Source organism: Oleiagrimonas sp. MCCC 1A03011, from assembly GCF_003267965.1.
In the GTDB taxonomy this organism is placed as follows: Bacteria; Pseudomonadota; Gammaproteobacteria; order Xanthomonadales; family Rhodanobacteraceae; genus Oleiagrimonas; species Oleiagrimonas citrea.
Genome location: NZ_MSPY01000001.1, coordinates 331,013 through 348,013, shown reverse-complemented (window position 1 = coordinate 348,013; position 17,001 = coordinate 331,013). Strand labels below are relative to the sequence as shown.

The window sequence follows — 17,001 nt, the reverse complement described above, 5'->3', positions numbered from 1 at the left end:
CATCAGCTATCTCGCACCGGTCAGCGATTCCCTGCTTGGCAAGTACCGTAGTGCGGACGATCTTGGCAAGAACGCGCTGACGCCCGGTGCTGTGGCAGGATTGGCGGGTGCGACGCAGCTGAAACTGGATGCCGAGCAGATCGTGCGTCTGGATCGCGTCAGCGCGTGCGGCTGAGGTTCATTCGTCGCGTTCGTGCGGCCGCTCGCGAACAGGGTGCTTGGCGAGCTTTCGTTGCAGCGTGCGGCGATGCATGCCGAGCCGGCGAGCGGTCTCGGAGATGTTGCCTTCGCACTCGTTGAGCACGCGCTGGATGTGTTCCCATTCCAGGCGGCGCAGCGGCAGCGGGCCGGAGGTCGTGCCGACAAGATCGTCGTTCTCGCCGTGGTTTTCCTGCTGCCCGCCCGTCAATGCGCGGACAACCGCATCGGCGTCGACCGGCTTGGACAGGTAGTCATGCGCGCCGCGCTTGATCGCTTCCACGGCCGTGGCGATGGAAGCGTAGCCGGTCAGCAGCAGGATGCGCATGCCCGGTGCCTGACGGCGCAATTGCGGAATCAGCTGCAATCCGCTCTGCTCGCCCAGCTTCAGGTCCAGCACGCAGTAGTCCGGCTGCAGGCGCTGCACCTGTGCCAGAGCATCGTCGGTATCGTGGGCGATCTCGATCTGGAAGCCGCGCGAGGCGAGCGCGCGGGCGAGCACGCGGGCAAAAGTGACGTCGTCGTCGACGATGAGCAGTTTGGCGTCGGAAGCATTCATGATGGCGGAAAGTGTACCGGATGCGTGTGCAGTTGCCGTTGCTTGTGCGGCTTCAGTAGACCGAAATCGGCAGGCGCAGACGGATTTCGCCGCCTCCGTCCACGTTGTGCGCGACGAGTTCGCCGTCCATGCGTTCGGCGGTCGCCTCGGCCAGCGCCAGGCCTAGGCCCAGGCCAGTCTGCTTCTGGGTGTAGCCCAGTCCAGTCAGGGTGTCGAGATCGGCGAAGCCGGGACCGTGATCGCGCACGGCGAGCTCGAACCAGGGGCCGTTGATGCGTGCATCGAGGAACACTTCGTCGTGTCCCGTGCTGGCGGACGCGTCGGCGGCGTTGTTGAGCAGATTGATCAGCGCGTGGCACAGGCCGGGCTGCATGTGCAGGATGAATTCGGGCGGCGCTTTCAGCGTGAGTTGCACATCGGTCTCCGGGCGCAACAGGCGGAAGCGCTGCAGACAGTCCTGCACGAAGCGCTGCATGCTCACCTTTTCCGGGGACTGCGACAGTTGCGCCTTGCCGAAGCTGACCATCTCGCGCAGGCTGTCGCGGCAGCGCTCGACCTGCGACTGCAGCAGCTCCAGGTCCTCGTTGAGCTGTGCATCGTCGGTGTGCTCGCGGCGCAGTTCGGGCAGCAGGGTGCGCATGGTCGAGAGCGGCGTGTTCATCTCGTGCGCGGCACTGGCGGCCTGGGTGGCGATGGCGAGGATGCCTTCGTCGCGTAGCGCACGTTCGCGGATACGCTGCACCTCGCCCTGCTGATCGCGTAGCGCCTGCGCCAGCCGCGAGATGAACACGCCCAGCAGCAACGCCATGATGATGAAGTTCATCACCATGCCGGCGACCAGCAGGCGGAAATCGGTGAAGCCGTAGGTGTGGATTGGCGGCAGCGGCATCGACCACAGCAGCAGAACCAGGTAGGCCAGTCCGCAGATCACCGCCACGCCCAGCACGGCGCCGGTGGACAGCGCCGCCGCGCTGAGTCCGATTGGCACCAGCATCAGGGTGATGAACGGATTGCTCGCGCCGCCGGTCAGGTACAGCAGGTAGCTCAGCACGAGGGTGTCGACGAGGATGTGGCCGACGCATTCCAGTTCGCTCAGCGGCCAGGTGCGCTGCAGGCGCCAGGCGGCGAAGACGGCGAAGATGGCCAGTGCGCCGACACCGATCAGCAGCGCCAGCAGCGGGATCGCCATGTCCAGCCACAGGTAGACGATGAAGATGCAGATGCACTGGCCGGCGATGGCTGAGATCCGCAGCCAGGCCAGGGAGCGGGCCAGTGCGCGCGGTCCGGTGCGCAGAGCGTTGGAATGGGAGTGCACGGAGATTCGCCTGTTGGAAGCGGCTTCATCCTAGCGCAAAAGAAAAAGGCCGCCGGATGTACCGGCGGCCCTTCGCGAAGCGTATTGCCTCGAACTTACTCTTCCGAGCCGATCGTCGGCATGCCGGTATCGGTGGCGATGTTGTGCTCGTGATGCTGCATGTTGAGCTTGCGCATCAGTGGCAGCACGGACAGCGCGATCAGGGTGCAGATCACGCCGGCCACGCCCAGCTTGAAGAACAGGTTGGTGTAGATGGGCATGGTCTGCAGCGGCTCGGTGATGTCTCTGGGCACGCTGGCGTAGTTCGCCACGACGCCGCCCAGGTACTGCGAGATGCCCGAGGCCACGAAGTACGCGCCCATCATGAAGCCGCCCATGCGCGCCGGCACGTAGCGGGCGATCATGGCCAGACCCAGGCCGCTCACGAGCAATTCGCCCAGCGAGGAGAAGCCGTAGCCCCAGACCATGATCCAGGAGCTGGCCTTGCCCGGCTGCGTGGTGAAGTGCGGCGCGGCGCTGTAGATGAAAAAGCCGATCGCCACCGCGGCGAAGCCGAGGGCGAACTTGGCGGCGATGGACAGATCCTTGCCCTTGTTGCCGGCGCTGGTATACAGCCACGCCAGGATCGGGCTGAGGACCATGATCCAGATCGGATTGAAGGACTGGAACTGCGCCGGTTTCCAGGTCCACAGATGGGCGCCGAACAGATTGAAGCTCCAGTCGACGTTGCGCAGCGCGAACAGATTCAGCGAGGTCGACATCTGCTGGTAGAAGACGAAGAAGAACACCGTCTGCACGGTCAGCACCAGCGCGGCGATCAGGCCCGGTCGCTCGTTCTTCTTGCCGATCACGATCAGGTAGATGAAGATCGCGGCGACCACGATGCCGGCGAGAATCACGAAGGCGCGCGCGACGCCCTCGTAGTTGAGGATGACGGCCGCGGCCAGCACCGCCAGCGCGCTCAGGCCGAGCACCGCGCCGAGTTTGCTCCACTGCACCGGCTTGTCGTCCGCCGGCGAGCCGACATGGCTCATGGTCAGGCGCATGAAGGAGTAGTTCAGCAGGCCCAGGAGCAGGCCGAAGCAGCAGACCGCAAAGGCGGCGTGCCAGCCCAGTTCGTGGCCCCAGGTGTCGTTGACGTAGTCCTTGATCCAGGGCGTCAGCAGCATCGAGATGGTCGAGCCAATGTTGACCGCCATGTAGTAGATGGTGAAGGCGCTGTCGATCTTGGAATCGTCGCCCTCGTAGATCTTGCGCACCAGGTTGCCGGCGTTGGGCTTGAACAGGCCGTTGCCGACCACGATCACGCCCAGCGCGAAATACAGGAACCACACGCTTTCGGTGGGTACGGCCATCAGCGCGTAGCCGGCGGCGAGGATGGTGGCGCCCAGCAGCATGGTGCGGCGGGTGCCGAGAATCTTGTCGCCGACCCAGCCGCCGATGGCGGGAGCGACGTAGATCAGGGCGGCGGCGGCGCTCCAGGTCAGATTGGCGCGATCGTCGGCGAAGCCGAGACGCTGGACCATGTAGTAGATGATCAGCGCCTGCATACCGTAGTAGCCGAAGCGCTCCCACATCTCGATCAGGAACACGGTCGTGAACGAGCGTGTTTGCGAAACAGGTGCTTGTGGTGCGTTGCTCATAATGTTTCCGCTGTGACGGTCAGTTGAACCCTGACGGCGCGCAGCCGCCTCCCCAATGTCGTGCTTTCGTATCGTGCCTTCTGCGAGGCACATTTCCTCAAGAGTACCTGATCGGCACGCGCTTCCTTGATGCGGTGCAGCATGGCAAAGTGCGCCGATCGAGGCGTGATCCCGGATGCGTATGGCATCATGCCGCGCTTACGGGAACGTGCTGCGGACCGTGTGTCGCTGTCAGCGTCTGGCGCGGTTGCGCGAGCGCTCGTTCCCACTTGTGCAAATCGGGAAACGAACCATGGCCAGCACCGAATCACGCGGTCCGCGACAAATCTGGAAAGCCTTTACCTGGTCGGCGAAGGGGTTGTCCGCGGCTTATCGGCACGAGGCCTCGTTCCGGCTGGAGCTGTACCTGTCCCTGGTGCTGATCCCGCTCGGCCTGTGGCTGGGTAACGGCGCGGTCGAGAAGATCCTGCTGGCCGGCACGCCTTTGATGGTGATGAGCGCGGAGTTGCTGAATTCGGGCATCGAGGCGGTCGTCGACAAGGTCAGCCCGGAATTCCACGAGTTGGCCGGACGCGCCAAGGACATGGGGTCGGCGGCGGTCTTCCTGCTGATGCTGCTGGTCGCGCTGTGCTGGGGGCTGCTGCTCGGACCGCGCCTGTTCTGAACCGCAGTTCCGCGAATCATGAAAAAGGCCCGCGTGAGCGGGCCTTTTTCATATCCGGATGCGGGTGAACCGATCTCAGTTCGATGCCTGCGCCGGCTTGGCCACCGGTGCACCGGGGCCGATGTTCGTCTTCAGGAAGGCGAGCATCTTGGTGAACAAATCGATGTTGTTCTGTTCGTCGTAGAAGCCATGGCCCTCTCCGGACTTGGCCATCCACTCGACGTGCTTTCCTGCCTTCTCCAGCGCGTCGCGCATTTCCTTGGCGCCGGCGTAGGGCGCGCGGGTGTCGTCCTTGCCGTGGACCAGCAGCACGGGAACATCGATCTTGCCCGCCTGGGCGACCGGGGAGTTGTTCTCCAGCGCGTTCGGATCGTCGCCGATCACCATGTGCAGGTAGTTGCGCCCGCTGCGGAGATAGCGGATGTCGCCCTTGTGGTACAGCATGTCCAGGTCGTAGACACCCGCGTAGCCGATGGCGCACTTGAACAGCTTGGGTGCGCGCACCACGGTCATCATCGCAGAGTAGCCACCGAAGCTGGCGCCGTACACGCAGATGCGATTCGGATCGGCGTACTGCTTGGCGATGGCCCATTTCACGCCGTCGATCAGGTCCTGCTGAATGCGGGTACCCCACTTCATGTAGCCGGCCTGCTCGAAGGCCGGGCCGCGTCCGCCCGAGCCGCGGAAGTTGACCTGCAGCACCAGATAGCCGCGGCTGGCGAGCATTTGCGCGTCCCACGCACCATCGGTGAACAGCCAGTCGTCGTGGATGCCGTACGGTCCGCCGTGCGGGAGCAGGATCATTGGCAGGTTCAACGGGTTGCGGCCTTTGGGCAGGGTCAGGATGCCTTCGAGCATCAAGCCGTCGCTGGCCTTGAAGCGGAACGAGCGGCGCTCGGACATCTGCTGCGGATGGATCCACGGCGCGGCATCGAACAGCTTGCGCACCTTGTTGTGGTGCCGGTCGAGCAGATAGTACGAACCCGGATTGCGATCACTGAGCGTCGAGAACAGCAGGGTCATGCCGTCCTGGCTGAAGGCGATGAAGTTGACGTACTGCCCGGGGAACGCCTTGCTCAGCGCCTTGTACAGCTTGGCCGAGGGCAGTTGCGGCTGCAGGAAGTGCGCCTTGGGGATGCCGGTGAGGTTGGTCACCGCGAACAGCTTGTAGGGCGGTGGCGACCATTGCGAGCCGCCGAAACTGGCGAACGGGTCGGCGGTCAAGGTAACCGGATGGCTGGCGTCCGCGTCGGCCTGGATCAGGCGGTATGGGCCGCCATCCTTGCTGGAGTAGGCATAGATCTTCTTCTCGTCCGGGGTGTACGCGAACGGTTTGAAGTGCGATCCCACGAGCTTATCCGGCAACGGAGTCCAGTGGCCGTCGATGTTGCGGAAGGCGCGGAAATCCTGTTGTGTGTTGACGCCGAAGGCGTAGGTGGCCTGACCCGCCTTGTCGATCAGGAAATTCATGCCGCCTTGGTCGATGTCGGAGACCAGATGGCGCGTGTTCCGCGCCGCATTGACGTTGTAGATCGAGCTGATGTTCTCGTTGTCCCACAACGAGACGTCCATATAGAAGTGATCGTTCGGTTTGTCGGGAAGACCCGCGAGCGTACCGAAGCCCTCATCGCGCGCGCGATTGGCCGCGCGTTTGCCCTTGGCGTCGTAGCCGTAGAGGTAGCGCTGGTTCTTGCCGTCGTAGTCGGAGGCGATGATCTGGCCGAGATTGATGGGCTTGCCGATCGAACCCATGGCCTTGCCCTTGGTGATGACCAGACGCGTTGCGCTGACCCAGGTGATGTCCAGGGGCAGTTCGTACTGCGGCATCTTCAGGATGCTGATGACGTGCATGTCGGCCAGTCGGTAGACCACGACCGAGTGATGCGTGCCGTCAGGATCATCGGTTCGAACGGCGAGGTACTTGCCGTCGGGCGACAGCACCGGGTCGCTGAGTCCGGGGTGTCGCGCGAAGTCTTTCAGCGGAATCGTCGCGCTGGACGGGAAGGCCTGGGCGGCGCCGGTGCCGGTAAAGTACAGGCCGCAGGCACATGCGGCTAGAAGGCGCAGAAAACGCAGTTGCATGGATTCCCCCCCCTACCCCCAATGATTTTGAAACAAGCTCACCCCCGCGCGCATTATAGCCTCGACCGGGGGTAGCTTCCGGCGTGCGCGTCGGTCGGGACTGGCTTCGTGCGTCAACGTCGCTAAACTTGTGCTTTGCGCGCGGATTTCTCGTCCATGATTCAACCCTTCGTTGACCACATCGATCCGGTTGCCCTGCGTCTGGGGCCTCTTCAGGTGCACTGGTACGGATTGATGTACCTGCTGGGATTCGCCGCTGCCTGGTTCCTCGGCGAACGCCGCCGTCGCAGAGGGTTCCTGCCGGTCAGCGCCAACGCCTACAGCGATCTGCTGTTCTTCCTGATGATGGGCGTGATCGCCGGTGGGCGCATCTGGTACATGGCGACCTACTACCGCCCGGCGGACTGGCTGTGGACCGACCCGCTGGCGCTGTTCCGCATCTGGGACGGCGGCATGTCGTTCCACGGCGGGCTGCTCGGTGTACTGCTGGCCGGCTGGTGGTGGTCGCGCCGCCACAAGGTGCATCCCATGGACACGGTCGATTTCGTCGCGCCGCTGGTGCCGATCGGTCTGGGACTGGGGCGGCTGGGCAATTTCATCAACGGCGAACTGTGGGGCAAGCCGACCCACCTGCCGTGGGCGGTCATGTTTCCGGATGCGCGCAATGAGGATCTGGAGTTCCTGGTTCATCATCCGGGCTGGCAGGCGACTTGGCAGCGCTACGGCATGCTGCCGCGGCATCCCTCGCAGCTGTACGAACTGCTGCTGGAGGGCGTGGTGATGTTCACCGTGCTGTACCTGTACTCGCGCAAGCCGCGGCCGCGGTTCCGCATTTCCGGATTGTTCGCGCTGATGTACGGCTGCTTCCGTATCGCGGTTGAATTCGTGCGCATGCCGGATCCGCAGTTCGGCCATCATGGCTTGCCTGGCTATTTGTTCGGCACGAACTGGGTCACGATGGGGCAGGTGCAGTCCGTGCCGCTGGTGCTGGTCGGCCTGTGGCTGCTGTGGCTCTCGCGTCGGGCGCCGGTTCCGGAGCGCCGGGTCGTGCAGGCGGAAACGAAGCCCGACGCCGAGAAGTCCTGATCAGAAGTTGCGGTCGCCGCCGAGCAGGTCGCCGAGACCGCCGAGAATCGAACCTTCGCCTCGCCGTTCGCCGCCGCCCTGCGGCGCGGCGGCGAGCATGCGGCCGGCCATGCGCGAGAACGGCAGCGACTGCAGCCAGACCTTGCCGGGACCGGTCAGCGTGGCCAGGAACATGCCCTCGCCGCCGAACAGCATGCTCTTGATGCCGCCGACGGTGCGCACGTCCATGCTCACGGTGTCGTGGAAGGCGACGACGCAGCCGGTGTCCACGTCCAGGCGCTCGCCGGCTTTCAGCTCACGCTCGATCACGGTGCCGCCGGCATGGACGAAGACCCAGCCGTCGCCTTCCAGTTTCTGCATGATGAAACCCTCGCCGCCGAACAGGCCGGTGAGGATGCGGCGCTGGAAGAAGATGCCCAGCTGCACACCGCGCGCGCCGGCCAGGAAGCTGTCCTTCTGGCAAATCAGGCGGCCGCCGTGCTCGGACAGTCTCATCGCCATCACGGTGCCGGGGTAGGGCGCGGCGAAGGCCACGTGCGCCTTGCCCGCGCCGCCGTGCGTGAACACGGTGGTGAACAGGCTCTCGCCGGTGACCACGCGCTTGCCGGCCGACAGCAGCTTGTCCATGAAGCCGCCGCCCTGGCCGCTGTGCGATCCGTCGCCGAACACGGTGTCCATGTTCACGGCTGCGTCCTTGTACATGAGCGCACCGGCCTCGGCGACGGCGCTTTCGCCCGGGTCCAGCTCGATCTCGACGAACTGCATGTCAGTGCCGACGATGCGGTAGTCGATCTCGTCGGCACTGCCGGTTGCCATCGGCGGCGGAGCGGCAGGGGGCGCGATGGCGCTGCCGCCGGTGCGCAGTTCGGGCGTGTCGGCAATGCGCTGCCAGGCGCCGAAGCCTTCGCGCCAGCAGTGTCCTTCGGGGCGGCGGGCCGCCTGTTCGCGGGCGGCGGCATCGTCCATCGGGCCGACCTGTTCGCCGTTGTAGCTGAAAAACCACTGGGCCATGTGCATTCCTTGTGCGGGAGTGGAGACCCTCGATTCTAGGCGGGGCAAGGGGCACATTCGAGTGACGCTCGTCATGCCCCGGCGTTTCCCTCGCTCGCGACCGGACGCTGCGCTTGGGCTATCCTTGCGGCATGCAGACCTACCTCGATCTTCTACGCCATGTCCTTGATCACGGCACGCCCAAGTCGGATCGCACCGGCACCGGAACGCGCAGCGTGTTCGGCTGGCAGATGCGCTTCGACCTGCGGCAGGGTTTTCCGCTGGTCACGACCAAGAAACTGCATCTGAAGTCCATCGTCCACGAACTGATCTGGTTCCTGCGCGGCGACACCAATATCGCCTACCTGAAGGAGCACGGGGTGCGTATCTGGGACGAGTGGGCCGACGAGAACGGCGATCTCGGCCCGATCTACGGCAGGCAGTGGCGTGCCTGGACCGCCGCCAATGGACAGGTGGTCGACCAGATCGACTGGGTGGTGCGCGAGATCGCCCGCAATCCGGATTCGCGGCGTCTGATCGTGTCCGCTTGGAATGTCGGTGACTTGCCGAAGATGGCGCTGATGCCGTGCCACACGATGTTCCAGTTCTACGTCGCGGAGGGGCGGCTGTCCTGTCAGTTGTACCAGCGTTCGGGCGATATTTTCCTGGGCGTGCCGTTCAACATCGCCAGCTATGCGCTGCTCACGCACATGGTGGCCCAGGTCACCGGACTGGAGGTGGGTGACTTTGTGCACACGCTTGGCGATGCGCATCTGTATTCCAATCACGTCGAGCAGGCACGCGAGCAGCTGACCCGCACGCCGCGACCGCTGCCCCGGTTGAAACTGGCGCCGCAGGTTCGCGCGCTCGGCGATTTCCGCTTCGAGGACGTGCAGTTCGAGGGGTACGAACCGCATCCGGCCATCAAGGCCGTGGTGGCGGTGTGAACGACGACTTCATGGTGCGGTAGGCGCTGTCCGCGTTCGGACGTAAACTTGCACGCAGCATTCGGACGCGGCGCGTGCCGCTTTCCATTCCATTGCAGGAGAATCCATGTCCATTTCCCTGATTGCAGCGCTGGACAACGACAGCGTGATCGGCAAGGACGGCAAGATGCCGTGGCATCTGCCGGACGACCTGAAGCGGTTCAAGGAACTGACCGTCGGCAAGTACGTGCTGATGGGCTACAACACAGCGGTCTCAATCGGCCGCACGCTGCCTGACCGCAGCAATCTGGTACTCAGCCGGCGCCACAGTGCGCCGTTCCCGGGGCAGGAGACGGTGCGCTCGCTGCCCGAGGCCCAAGCGCTGGCCGGGGGTACAGGACTGATGGTGATCGGCGGTGGCGAGGTCTACCGCGAGACGCTGCCGTTCGCACAGCGCCTCTATCTGACCTGGGTCGATACCCATATCGACGGCGGCGACGTATTCTTCCCGCGCGTCAATTTCCGCGATTGGGTGGAAGTCTCGCGCGTTCATCATCGCAAGGACGAGAACCATGCCTTCGCGTTCGACACGGTTGAATACGTGCGTGAGTGACGTGCTGGAAACGACGCCGGAGACGATTCACGTCGTCGCCGGCGTCTTGAACGATGGACAGGGGCGCGTGCTGCTGGCGCAGCGTCCACCGGGCAAGTCGCTGGAAGGTCTCTGGGAATTCCCCGGCGGAAAGGCCGAACCCGGCGAGAGTGCCGCCCAGGCGCTGGCGCGCGAACTGCACGAAGAGCTCGGCATCCACGCCGAACTCGGCGAGGTGTTGACGCGATTTCCCTGGCGTTACGGCGACAAGCAGCTGGATCTGGAGACTCTGCGCGTGACGCACTGGGACGGCGAGCCGCGTTCCTGCGAGGGTCAGGCGCTGCAATGGGTCGACGCGAGAACGTTCGATCGCGAGCAACTGACGCCGGCCGACCGGCCGATCATGGCGCTGCTGGCCGAGTCGGTGGATTAGGACTTCTCGCCTTTCTCCGCAGCGAGCCGCAGATAGCGCTCGTGCAGTGCACGTACCTGGTCGTCCAGTTCCGCCGGTGTGCCGGCATTGTCGACGACATCGTCGGCGAGTTCGAGGCGGCGCTCGCGAGTGGTCTGCGAAGCCAGCATGCTGCGTGCGAGTTCGGGCGTGATGTCGTCGCGCCGCATCAGTCGCTGCAGGCGGGTTTCGTCCGGCGTGTCGACCAGCAGCACGCGGTCGACCCATGCGTACTGCGGCCAGGTTTCCGCAAGCAGTGGGATCGCCAGGAGGCAGTAGGGCCCCTGGTCCGCATCCACGCGGTCGCGCAGCCATGTGCGTACGGCGGGATGCACGATGGCCTCCAGTTGCTGCCGAGCAGCGTCATTCTCGAACACGCGCTCACGCATGGCGCGACGGTCGAGTGCGCCGTTCGCGTCGAGCACATCGGCGCCGAAGGCGATGACGATGGCGCGCAACCCCTCGCTTCCAGGTGCAACCGCGTCGCGTGCGGCCACGTCGGCATCGTAGACGGCGACGCCAAGGCGCTCGAAACACTCGGCGACTGCGCTCTTGCCCGCGGCGACGCCGCCGGTCAGCGCGGCGACCCAGTGTGGGGGCGCATGCATGTGTTGATTGCTGGTTGCGCTGCGGGTCATGCGCGTTTCACCGCAGTCCGAATGTCGCCATGTAGGCATGCAGCAGCCAAGGACCGAACACGAACCATACCCAGCCTGCCGCGGCGATGAACGGGCCGAACGGCATCGGCACGTCGCGTTGGTGGCGGCGAAGCGCGATCAGGCTCACGCCAACGATGGCGCCAATCAGCGAGGACAGCAGCATGATCGGCAGCAGCGCCATCGGCCCCATCCAGGCACCCAGGGCGGCCAGCAGCTTGAAGTCGCCGTACCCCATGCCTTCCTTGCCGGTCAGCAGTTTGAACAGCCAGTACAGGCTCCACAGGCTCAGATAGCCGATCGCGGCGGCAAGGATCGCGGTCCGTGGTAGGACGAACATCGGCAGTAAGCTGAGCAGCAGTCCCAGCCAGAGCAGCGGATACGTGAGCTGGTCGGGAAGCAGTTGGGTGCGAAAGTCGATGCCCGATGCCGCCATCAGGATCCAGGTGAAGGCCAGTCCGGCGAGACCGACCCAGCCGGGTCCGAAGCGCCAGATCACGGCGGCGCTGAGCAGCGCGGTCAGTAGTTCGACCAGCGGATACTGAATCGAGATGCGCGCTTTGCAGTAGCGACAGCGGCCGCCCAGCAGCAGCCAGCCGAACAGGGGAATGTTGTCCAGCGCGGAGAGCCGGTGCTTGCATTTCGGGCAGTGCGAGGGTTCGCGCACCAGATCCGGCGGCGGTGTCTCCTCGACGTTTTCCAGTTCGAGAATTTCGCGTGCTTCGCTGCGCCAGGCATGCGCCATGCGCGCGGGCAGGCGCAACATCACGACATTGAGAAAACTCCCGACCATCAGGCCGAGCACGCCACCGACCAGGATCCAGGCCCAGTATGGAAGGATGGCGAGCAGGTGCGGCTGCAGCATGACGTGATGGACCCCTGTTGATGTTCTGCAAGCAAGAAGGGGCGAGTGATGCTCGCCCCTTCCGGTGATTCATGATTATGCGTCCGAGCGGTCGATCAGACCGTGCCGGCCAGTTTGAAGATCGGCAGATACAGCGAGATCACCATGCCGCCGACGATCACGCCCAGAACGACCATGATCAGCGGTTCGAGCAGGGTGCTCAGCGTGTCGACGGCGTTGCTGACCTCTTCTTCGTAGAACTCCGCGACCTTGAACAGCATGCTGTCCAGCGCGCCGGATTCCTCGCCGATGGCGGTCATCTGCACCACCATGTTCGGGAACAGACCGGTCTGGCGCATGGCCAGCTGCATCTGATGGCCGACCGCGACATCGTCGCGCATCTGTCGCACGGCGTCTCCGTAGACGATACTGCCCGTGGCGCCGGCCACGGCGTCCATGGCCTCGACCAGCGGCACGCCCGCCTGGAACGTCACGCCCAGCGTACGTGCGAAACGGGCCAGTGCCGACTGGCGAAGAATATTGCCGATGATGGGGAAGCGCAGCAGCATGCGATCGAGGAAGTGCGCGAATTTCCGCGAGCGCTTGTTGGCCATGACCAGTCCGACGATGCTGCCCACCAGGATCAGGAGGATCAGCCACCAGTAGGCCTGCACGAACTTCGATGCATTGATGACGATCTGCGTGGCCGCCGGCAGGGCGGCACCGGCGTTCTTGAACACATCCTGGAACACGGGCACCACGAACAGCAGGATGATCATGCTGACCAGGAAGGCCACGGCCATGACCATGGCCGGATAGAACAGGGCCTTCTTGATCTTGGACTTGATGCCCTCCATGCGCTCCTTGTACGTGGCCACCGTATCCAGCACGGTATCGAGCACACCCGCCGATTCACCGGCCTGCACCAGATTGCAGAACAGCTCATCGAACTGGATCGGATACTTGCCCAGCGCTTCATGCAGGGTGGAGCCGCCCTCGATGGTCTGCTTGATATCCGTGAGCATGTTCTTGAAGCGCGGATTGCGCTGGCCGCCGGCGATGATCTCGAAGGCCTGCACCATCGGCACGCCCGAGGCCATCATGGTGGCGATCTGGCGGCTGAAGATGGCCACGTCGCGCGGCTTGACGCGGCTGCCGGTGGAACCGAACAGCGGCTTGGGCTTCTCGCGCACGGTCTGCGGGTTCATGCCCTGACGGCGCAGCTCGGCCTTGACGAGCGAAGCATTCTTCGACTGCAGCTCGCCCTTCATCTTCTTGCCGCGCTTGTCCAGCGCGACCCACTCGTACATGGTGAGCTTGCTCACGCTGGCGCGCGAAGCGCCGGCATTTTTGGTGGCAGTGGCGGTAGCCATAGGCACGTTCTTCCACGTTGGTTATGCGATGGTTCCGTCGTTCCGGGGTCAGGGGCGGGACGACGGAGTCGTTAATCCTTGGTCACACGATTGATTTCGGCCAGGCTGGTGACGCCCTGCTTGACCTTCAGCAATGCCGAGGTGAACAGGTCGGAGACGCCGGCTTCGCGCGCGACCTGCGCAATCTGCATGGCATTGCCGCCTTCGAGGATGATCTTCTGGATATCCTCGAGCATCGGCATCACCTGATAGACGCCAACGCGGCCCTTGTAGCCTTCATTGCAGCCATCGCAGCCGTTGGCGTCGTAGATGTGCAGCCCTTCGTCAATTTCTTCCTGGCTGAAGCCTTCGGCCAGCAGTGCGGCGGGCGGCAGTTCGAGGTGCGTCTTGCACTCGTGCAGACGGCGCCCCAGGCGCTGGGCGATGATCAGCGTCACCGACGAGGTGATGTTGTAGGGCGCGATGCCCATGTTCATCAGGCGCGCCACGGTCTGCGCCGCGTCGTTGGTATGCAGGGTCGACAGCACCATGTGGCCGGTCTGTGCGGCCTTGATCGCGATCTCGGCGGTTTCCAGATCGCGGATTTCGCCGACCATGATGACGTCCGGATCCTGACGCAGGAACGAGCGCAGCGCCGCGGCGAAGGTCATGCCGCGCTTGACGTTCTGCTGGACCTGATTGATGCCCTCGACGCGGATTTCGACCGGGTCCTCGACCGTGGAGATGTTGCGCCCTTCGGTGTTGAGGATGTTGAGCGCGGTGTACAGCGACACGGTCTTGCCCGAGCCGGTCGGGCCGGTTACCAGCACCATGCCATAGGGCTTGTGCATGGCTTCGAGGAACAGCTGCTTCTGGTCGTCCTCGTAGCCGAGCTTGTCGATGCCCATCTTGGCCGCGGACGCGTCGAGGATACGCAGCACGATCTTCTCGCCAAACAGGGTCGGCAGGGTGCTGACGCGGAAGTCGATGGCCTTGGTCTTGGACAGGTTGAGCTTGATGCGGCCGTCCTGCGGCACGCGGCGCTCGGCGATGTCCAGGCCGCTCATGACTTTCAGTCGCGAGGAAATGCGGCTGCTCAGCGCCATCGGCGCCTTGGCCGAGGTGCGCAGGATGCCGTCCATGCGCAGGCGCACGCGGAACTGGGATTCGTACGGTTCGAAGTGAATGTCCGAGGCGCCGCGACGAATCGCGTCCAGCAGCACCTTGTTGACGAACTTCACGACCGGCGTGTCGTCGCCGCCGGTGGCGTCGACGCCCGAGTTGTCGGCCGGCTCCAGGTCGCCGGACTCGGTCATCAGCTCGTCCAGTCCCTCCTCGTCGTCCAGACCGTCCATGGTGGTCGAGGCGGAGGCCAGCGCGTGGTCGATGGTGCGTGCCAGCTGCTGACTCTCGATGAGGATCGGCTCGACGATGCAGTTGGAATGGAACTTGACCTCGTCGAGCGCGTGCGACTGGGTCGGGTCGGATACGCCGACGAAAAGGCGTTTGCCGCGCTTGAACAGCGGCAGCACCTTGTGTTTCGTCATCAGGGCTTCGCTGACGCTGGACAGCGGCATCTGCTTGACCGGAATCGAGGAAGCATCCATCAGTGGGATGCCGAACTCGGCACTGGTCACGCGTGCGATCTGCGCGCTGTCGACCATGCCTTTCTCGATCAGCCACTTGGTCAGCGGCACCTTTTTCTCGGCCGCGTTTTGCGCAGCCGAGCGGGCATCGGCTTCCTGAAGGACGCCATCGAGAACCAGCCGCCGGGCCATGCCGGTCAAGCCCGTGAGCGGCGGGGGCTGCATCTGAGTTGCCATAAGAATGTTTCGTAATCCCCCGAATATGATACGAATCTACCGCAAATACGGCGGTTTGGGCAGCCCGGATGCGGCTTTTGGTGTCCGGAACGGCCTACCATGTCGCGTTTCCGGCCTCGGTCGGTCGTCGGACCCTCCGGGCCAGACCGGTCGAAGTGGCTTCACGCTATCATCCGGGCAACCGGCAAGGGGCGAATTTCTTGATCAGCATCATCCTTCCAGCCAAGAACGAGGCGGCGGCGCTGGCCGAATTGCTGCCGCATCTTAGGGCCCTGCAACCCGAAGCCGAGATCATTGTCGTCAACGACGGTTCCACCGATGACACGGAGGCTCTTTGCGAACGTCATGGCGTGCAATGCCTCTCGTCGCCGTATTCCATGGGCAACGGCGCGGCCATCAAGCGTGGCGCACGTGCCGCGAGTGGCGACATACTGGTCTTCATGGATGCCGACGGACAGCATGATCCGAACGATATCCCGCGTCTTCTGGGCAAACTCGACGAGGGATACGACATGGCCGTGGGCGCTCGCGACTGGGACGGTCAGGCCGGGGTCGGCCGCGGCCTGGCGAACGGCTTCTACAACTGGCTGGCCAGCCGCATCACGGGCCATCGTGTCGAAGACCTCACCTCGGGCTTCCGCGCCGTGCGTGCGGACAAGTTTCGCCAGTTTCTGTATCTGTTGCCCAACGGCTTCAGCTACCCCACGACCAGCACGATGGCCTTCTTTCGCAGCGCCTACGGCGTGGCCTATGTCCCGATCAAGGTTGCGCAGCGTGACGGCACGACCAGCCACATCAAGCCCCTGCGCGACGGTCTGCGGTTTCTGTTGATCATCTTCAAGATTGCGACCCTGTATTCGCCGTTGAAGTTGTTTGTGCCCGCGAGCGCGGTGTTCTTTGCGCTGGGGTGTCTGAACTATGCATGGACTTTCTTGCATGAAGGACGCTTGACCAATATGAGCACATTGCTGTGGAGCGCGTCGGTGATCGTATTCCTCATAGGTCTGGTTTCCGAGCAGATTACGGCTCTGACCTATCGCAAGAACGACTGACGATCATGCGGGCACGTCTGATTCGCCGGATGCTGAAGCGCTTTCGAATGCTCCCCATTCATCCCCAGTGGCTGCTTAGTGCGCGTGAGGAGCGGCGAGCGCTTGGTCGCGTACTCAAGCCACTGCGTGGCCGGGTGTTGGACATCGGCTGCGCCGGAGGACGTCTGCGGCGATATTTTTCCTCTGAGATCAAGTACATCGGATTAGACTACCCAGACACTGCGCTGGCTCTTTACGCTACGCGGCCTGATCTGTACGCCGATGCACGGCACCTGCCCATTGCTACGGCAAGCGTGGACGCAGTCGTGCTGAAAGATGTGCTTGAGCATGTTCCAGAGCCGCAATGCGCGTTGGACGAATGCGCTCGGGTATTGCGTGATGGCGGGAAGATGGTGATCTGGGTCCCGTTTATATACCCGATCCATGATGCTCCCTACGATTTCCAGCGCTTCACGGAACACGGCTTGATCACATGCCTGGATCTGGCTGGTTTCGAAGTGGAGTATCTCCAGGGGCAGCTCAAGCCAGTGGAAACGGCTGCGCTGCTGGGAAGTCTTGCCCTTGCCGACATTATGGAGACCATACTGACCAAGTATCGGGTGTTTGTTTTTTTGTTGCCGCTGTTGGTGCTAGGGGTCTTGATCGTGAATGTGCTCGGGAAGCTGATTGGGCTGTTGCCGGCCGGAACGTTCATGCCGGCCTTTTACCGTATGCAGGCTGTGCGCCGATCGCGTCTGTCAAAGGATGAAGGTGCGTGAGTCCGACCTC

General features: G+C 63.7%; 16 protein-coding genes. 7 read left to right on the top strand and 9 right to left on the bottom strand.

Annotation, left to right across the window (positions count from 1 at the left end; translation table 11 throughout):
* Positions 1-178: 178 nt before the first annotated feature.
* From BTJ49_RS01690 to BTJ49_RS01680, 3 genes are all read right to left on the bottom strand, one after another.
* Positions 179-757 carry a response regulator transcription factor gene (locus tag BTJ49_RS01690; protein ID WP_113063619.1) on the bottom strand — a complete coding sequence of 193 codons (579 nt, stop codon included), beginning with the start codon at positions 755-757 and terminating at the stop codon, positions 179-181.
* Positions 758-809: 52 nt separating this feature from the next.
* Positions 810-2,072 carry an ATP-binding protein gene (locus BTJ49_RS01685; protein ID WP_206098351.1) on the bottom strand — a complete coding sequence of 421 codons (1,263 nt, stop codon included), beginning with the start codon at positions 2,070-2,072 and terminating at the stop codon, positions 810-812.
* A gap of 95 nt (positions 2,073-2,167) precedes the next feature.
* Positions 2,168-3,715 (bottom strand): oligopeptide:H+ symporter, encoded by a 1,548-nt coding sequence (locus tag BTJ49_RS01680; RefSeq protein ID WP_113063618.1) that lies wholly within the window; start codon positions 3,713-3,715, stop codon positions 2,168-2,170.
* A 292-nt stretch (positions 3,716-4,007) separates the two neighbouring features.
* Here BTJ49_RS01680 and BTJ49_RS01675 point away from each other — a divergent pair, with 292 nt between their 5' ends.
* On the top strand, positions 4,008-4,379 hold the full coding sequence (locus tag BTJ49_RS01675; RefSeq protein ID WP_113063617.1) for a diacylglycerol kinase: 372 nt from the start codon (positions 4,008-4,010) through the stop codon (positions 4,377-4,379).
* A gap of 75 nt (positions 4,380-4,454) precedes the next feature.
* Here the strand turns inward: BTJ49_RS01675 and BTJ49_RS01670 are convergent, their stop codons facing one another.
* Positions 4,455-6,461, bottom strand: coding sequence for a prolyl oligopeptidase family serine peptidase (locus BTJ49_RS01670; RefSeq protein WP_113063616.1), 2,007 nt, complete (start codon positions 6,459-6,461; stop codon positions 4,455-4,457).
* A gap of 156 nt (positions 6,462-6,617) precedes the next feature.
* On the opposite strand from BTJ49_RS01670, the gene lgt reads away from it, so the two are divergent.
* Positions 6,618-7,547: a prolipoprotein diacylglyceryl transferase gene (gene lgt / locus BTJ49_RS01665; protein ID WP_113063615.1), complete on the top strand. Its 930-nt coding sequence runs from the start codon at positions 6,618-6,620 to the stop codon at positions 7,545-7,547.
* On the opposite strand, the gene BTJ49_RS01660 is transcribed toward lgt, so the two are convergent.
* Positions 7,548-8,558 (bottom strand): TIGR00266 family protein, encoded by a 1,011-nt coding sequence (locus BTJ49_RS01660; RefSeq protein ID WP_113063998.1) that lies wholly within the window; start codon positions 8,556-8,558, stop codon positions 7,548-7,550.
* Positions 8,559-8,689: 131 nt separating this feature from the next.
* Here BTJ49_RS01660 and BTJ49_RS01655 point away from each other — a divergent pair, with 131 nt between their 5' ends.
* From BTJ49_RS01655 to mutT, 3 genes are all read left to right on the top strand, one after another.
* Entirely contained in the window at positions 8,690-9,484 is a 795-nt protein-coding gene (locus BTJ49_RS01655) for a thymidylate synthase (protein WP_113063614.1), read from the top strand.
* A gap of 106 nt (positions 9,485-9,590) precedes the next feature.
* Positions 9,591-10,076, top strand: a complete 486-nt coding sequence (locus tag BTJ49_RS01650) for a dihydrofolate reductase (protein WP_113063613.1) — start codon at positions 9,591-9,593, stop codon at positions 10,074-10,076.
* Positions 10,069-10,488, top strand: coding sequence for an 8-oxo-dGTP diphosphatase MutT (gene mutT, locus BTJ49_RS01645; RefSeq protein ID WP_240601688.1), 420 nt, complete (start codon positions 10,069-10,071; stop codon positions 10,486-10,488). Before BTJ49_RS01650 ends, mutT begins: the two co-directional genes overlap by 8 nt.
* On the opposite strand, the gene coaE is transcribed toward mutT, so the two are convergent.
* The 4 genes from coaE to pilB all read right to left on the bottom strand — a co-directional run bounded on the left by coaE (position 10,485) and on the right by pilB (position 15,181).
* Complete coding sequence (coaE, locus tag BTJ49_RS01640; RefSeq protein ID WP_240601687.1) at positions 10,485-11,144, bottom strand: dephospho-CoA kinase; 660 nt, start codon at positions 11,142-11,144, stop codon at positions 10,485-10,487. The genes mutT and coaE overlap by 4 nt on opposite strands.
* Before the next feature lie 7 nt (positions 11,145-11,151).
* On the bottom strand, positions 11,152-12,027 hold the full coding sequence (locus tag BTJ49_RS01635) for an A24 family peptidase (RefSeq protein ID WP_113063612.1): 876 nt from the start codon (positions 12,025-12,027) through the stop codon (positions 11,152-11,154).
* A 95-nt stretch (positions 12,028-12,122) separates the two neighbouring features.
* Positions 12,123-13,379 carry a type II secretion system F family protein gene (locus BTJ49_RS01630; protein WP_113063611.1) on the bottom strand — a complete coding sequence of 419 codons (1,257 nt, stop codon included), beginning with the start codon at positions 13,377-13,379 and terminating at the stop codon, positions 12,123-12,125.
* A gap of 71 nt (positions 13,380-13,450) precedes the next feature.
* Complete coding sequence (gene pilB, locus BTJ49_RS01625) at positions 13,451-15,181, bottom strand: type IV-A pilus assembly ATPase PilB (protein ID WP_113063610.1); 1,731 nt, start codon at positions 15,179-15,181, stop codon at positions 13,451-13,453.
* A 200-nt stretch (positions 15,182-15,381) separates the two neighbouring features.
* Here pilB and BTJ49_RS01620 point away from each other — a divergent pair, with 200 nt between their 5' ends.
* Both BTJ49_RS01620 and BTJ49_RS01615 read left to right on the top strand, forming a co-directional pair.
* Complete coding sequence (locus BTJ49_RS01620; RefSeq protein WP_240601686.1) at positions 15,382-16,233, top strand: glycosyltransferase family 2 protein; 852 nt, start codon at positions 15,382-15,384, stop codon at positions 16,231-16,233.
* A 5-nt stretch (positions 16,234-16,238) separates the two neighbouring features.
* Positions 16,239-16,991, top strand: coding sequence for a class I SAM-dependent methyltransferase (locus tag BTJ49_RS01615; protein ID WP_113063608.1), 753 nt, complete (start codon positions 16,239-16,241; stop codon positions 16,989-16,991).
* Positions 16,992-17,001: the final 10 nt, after the last annotated feature.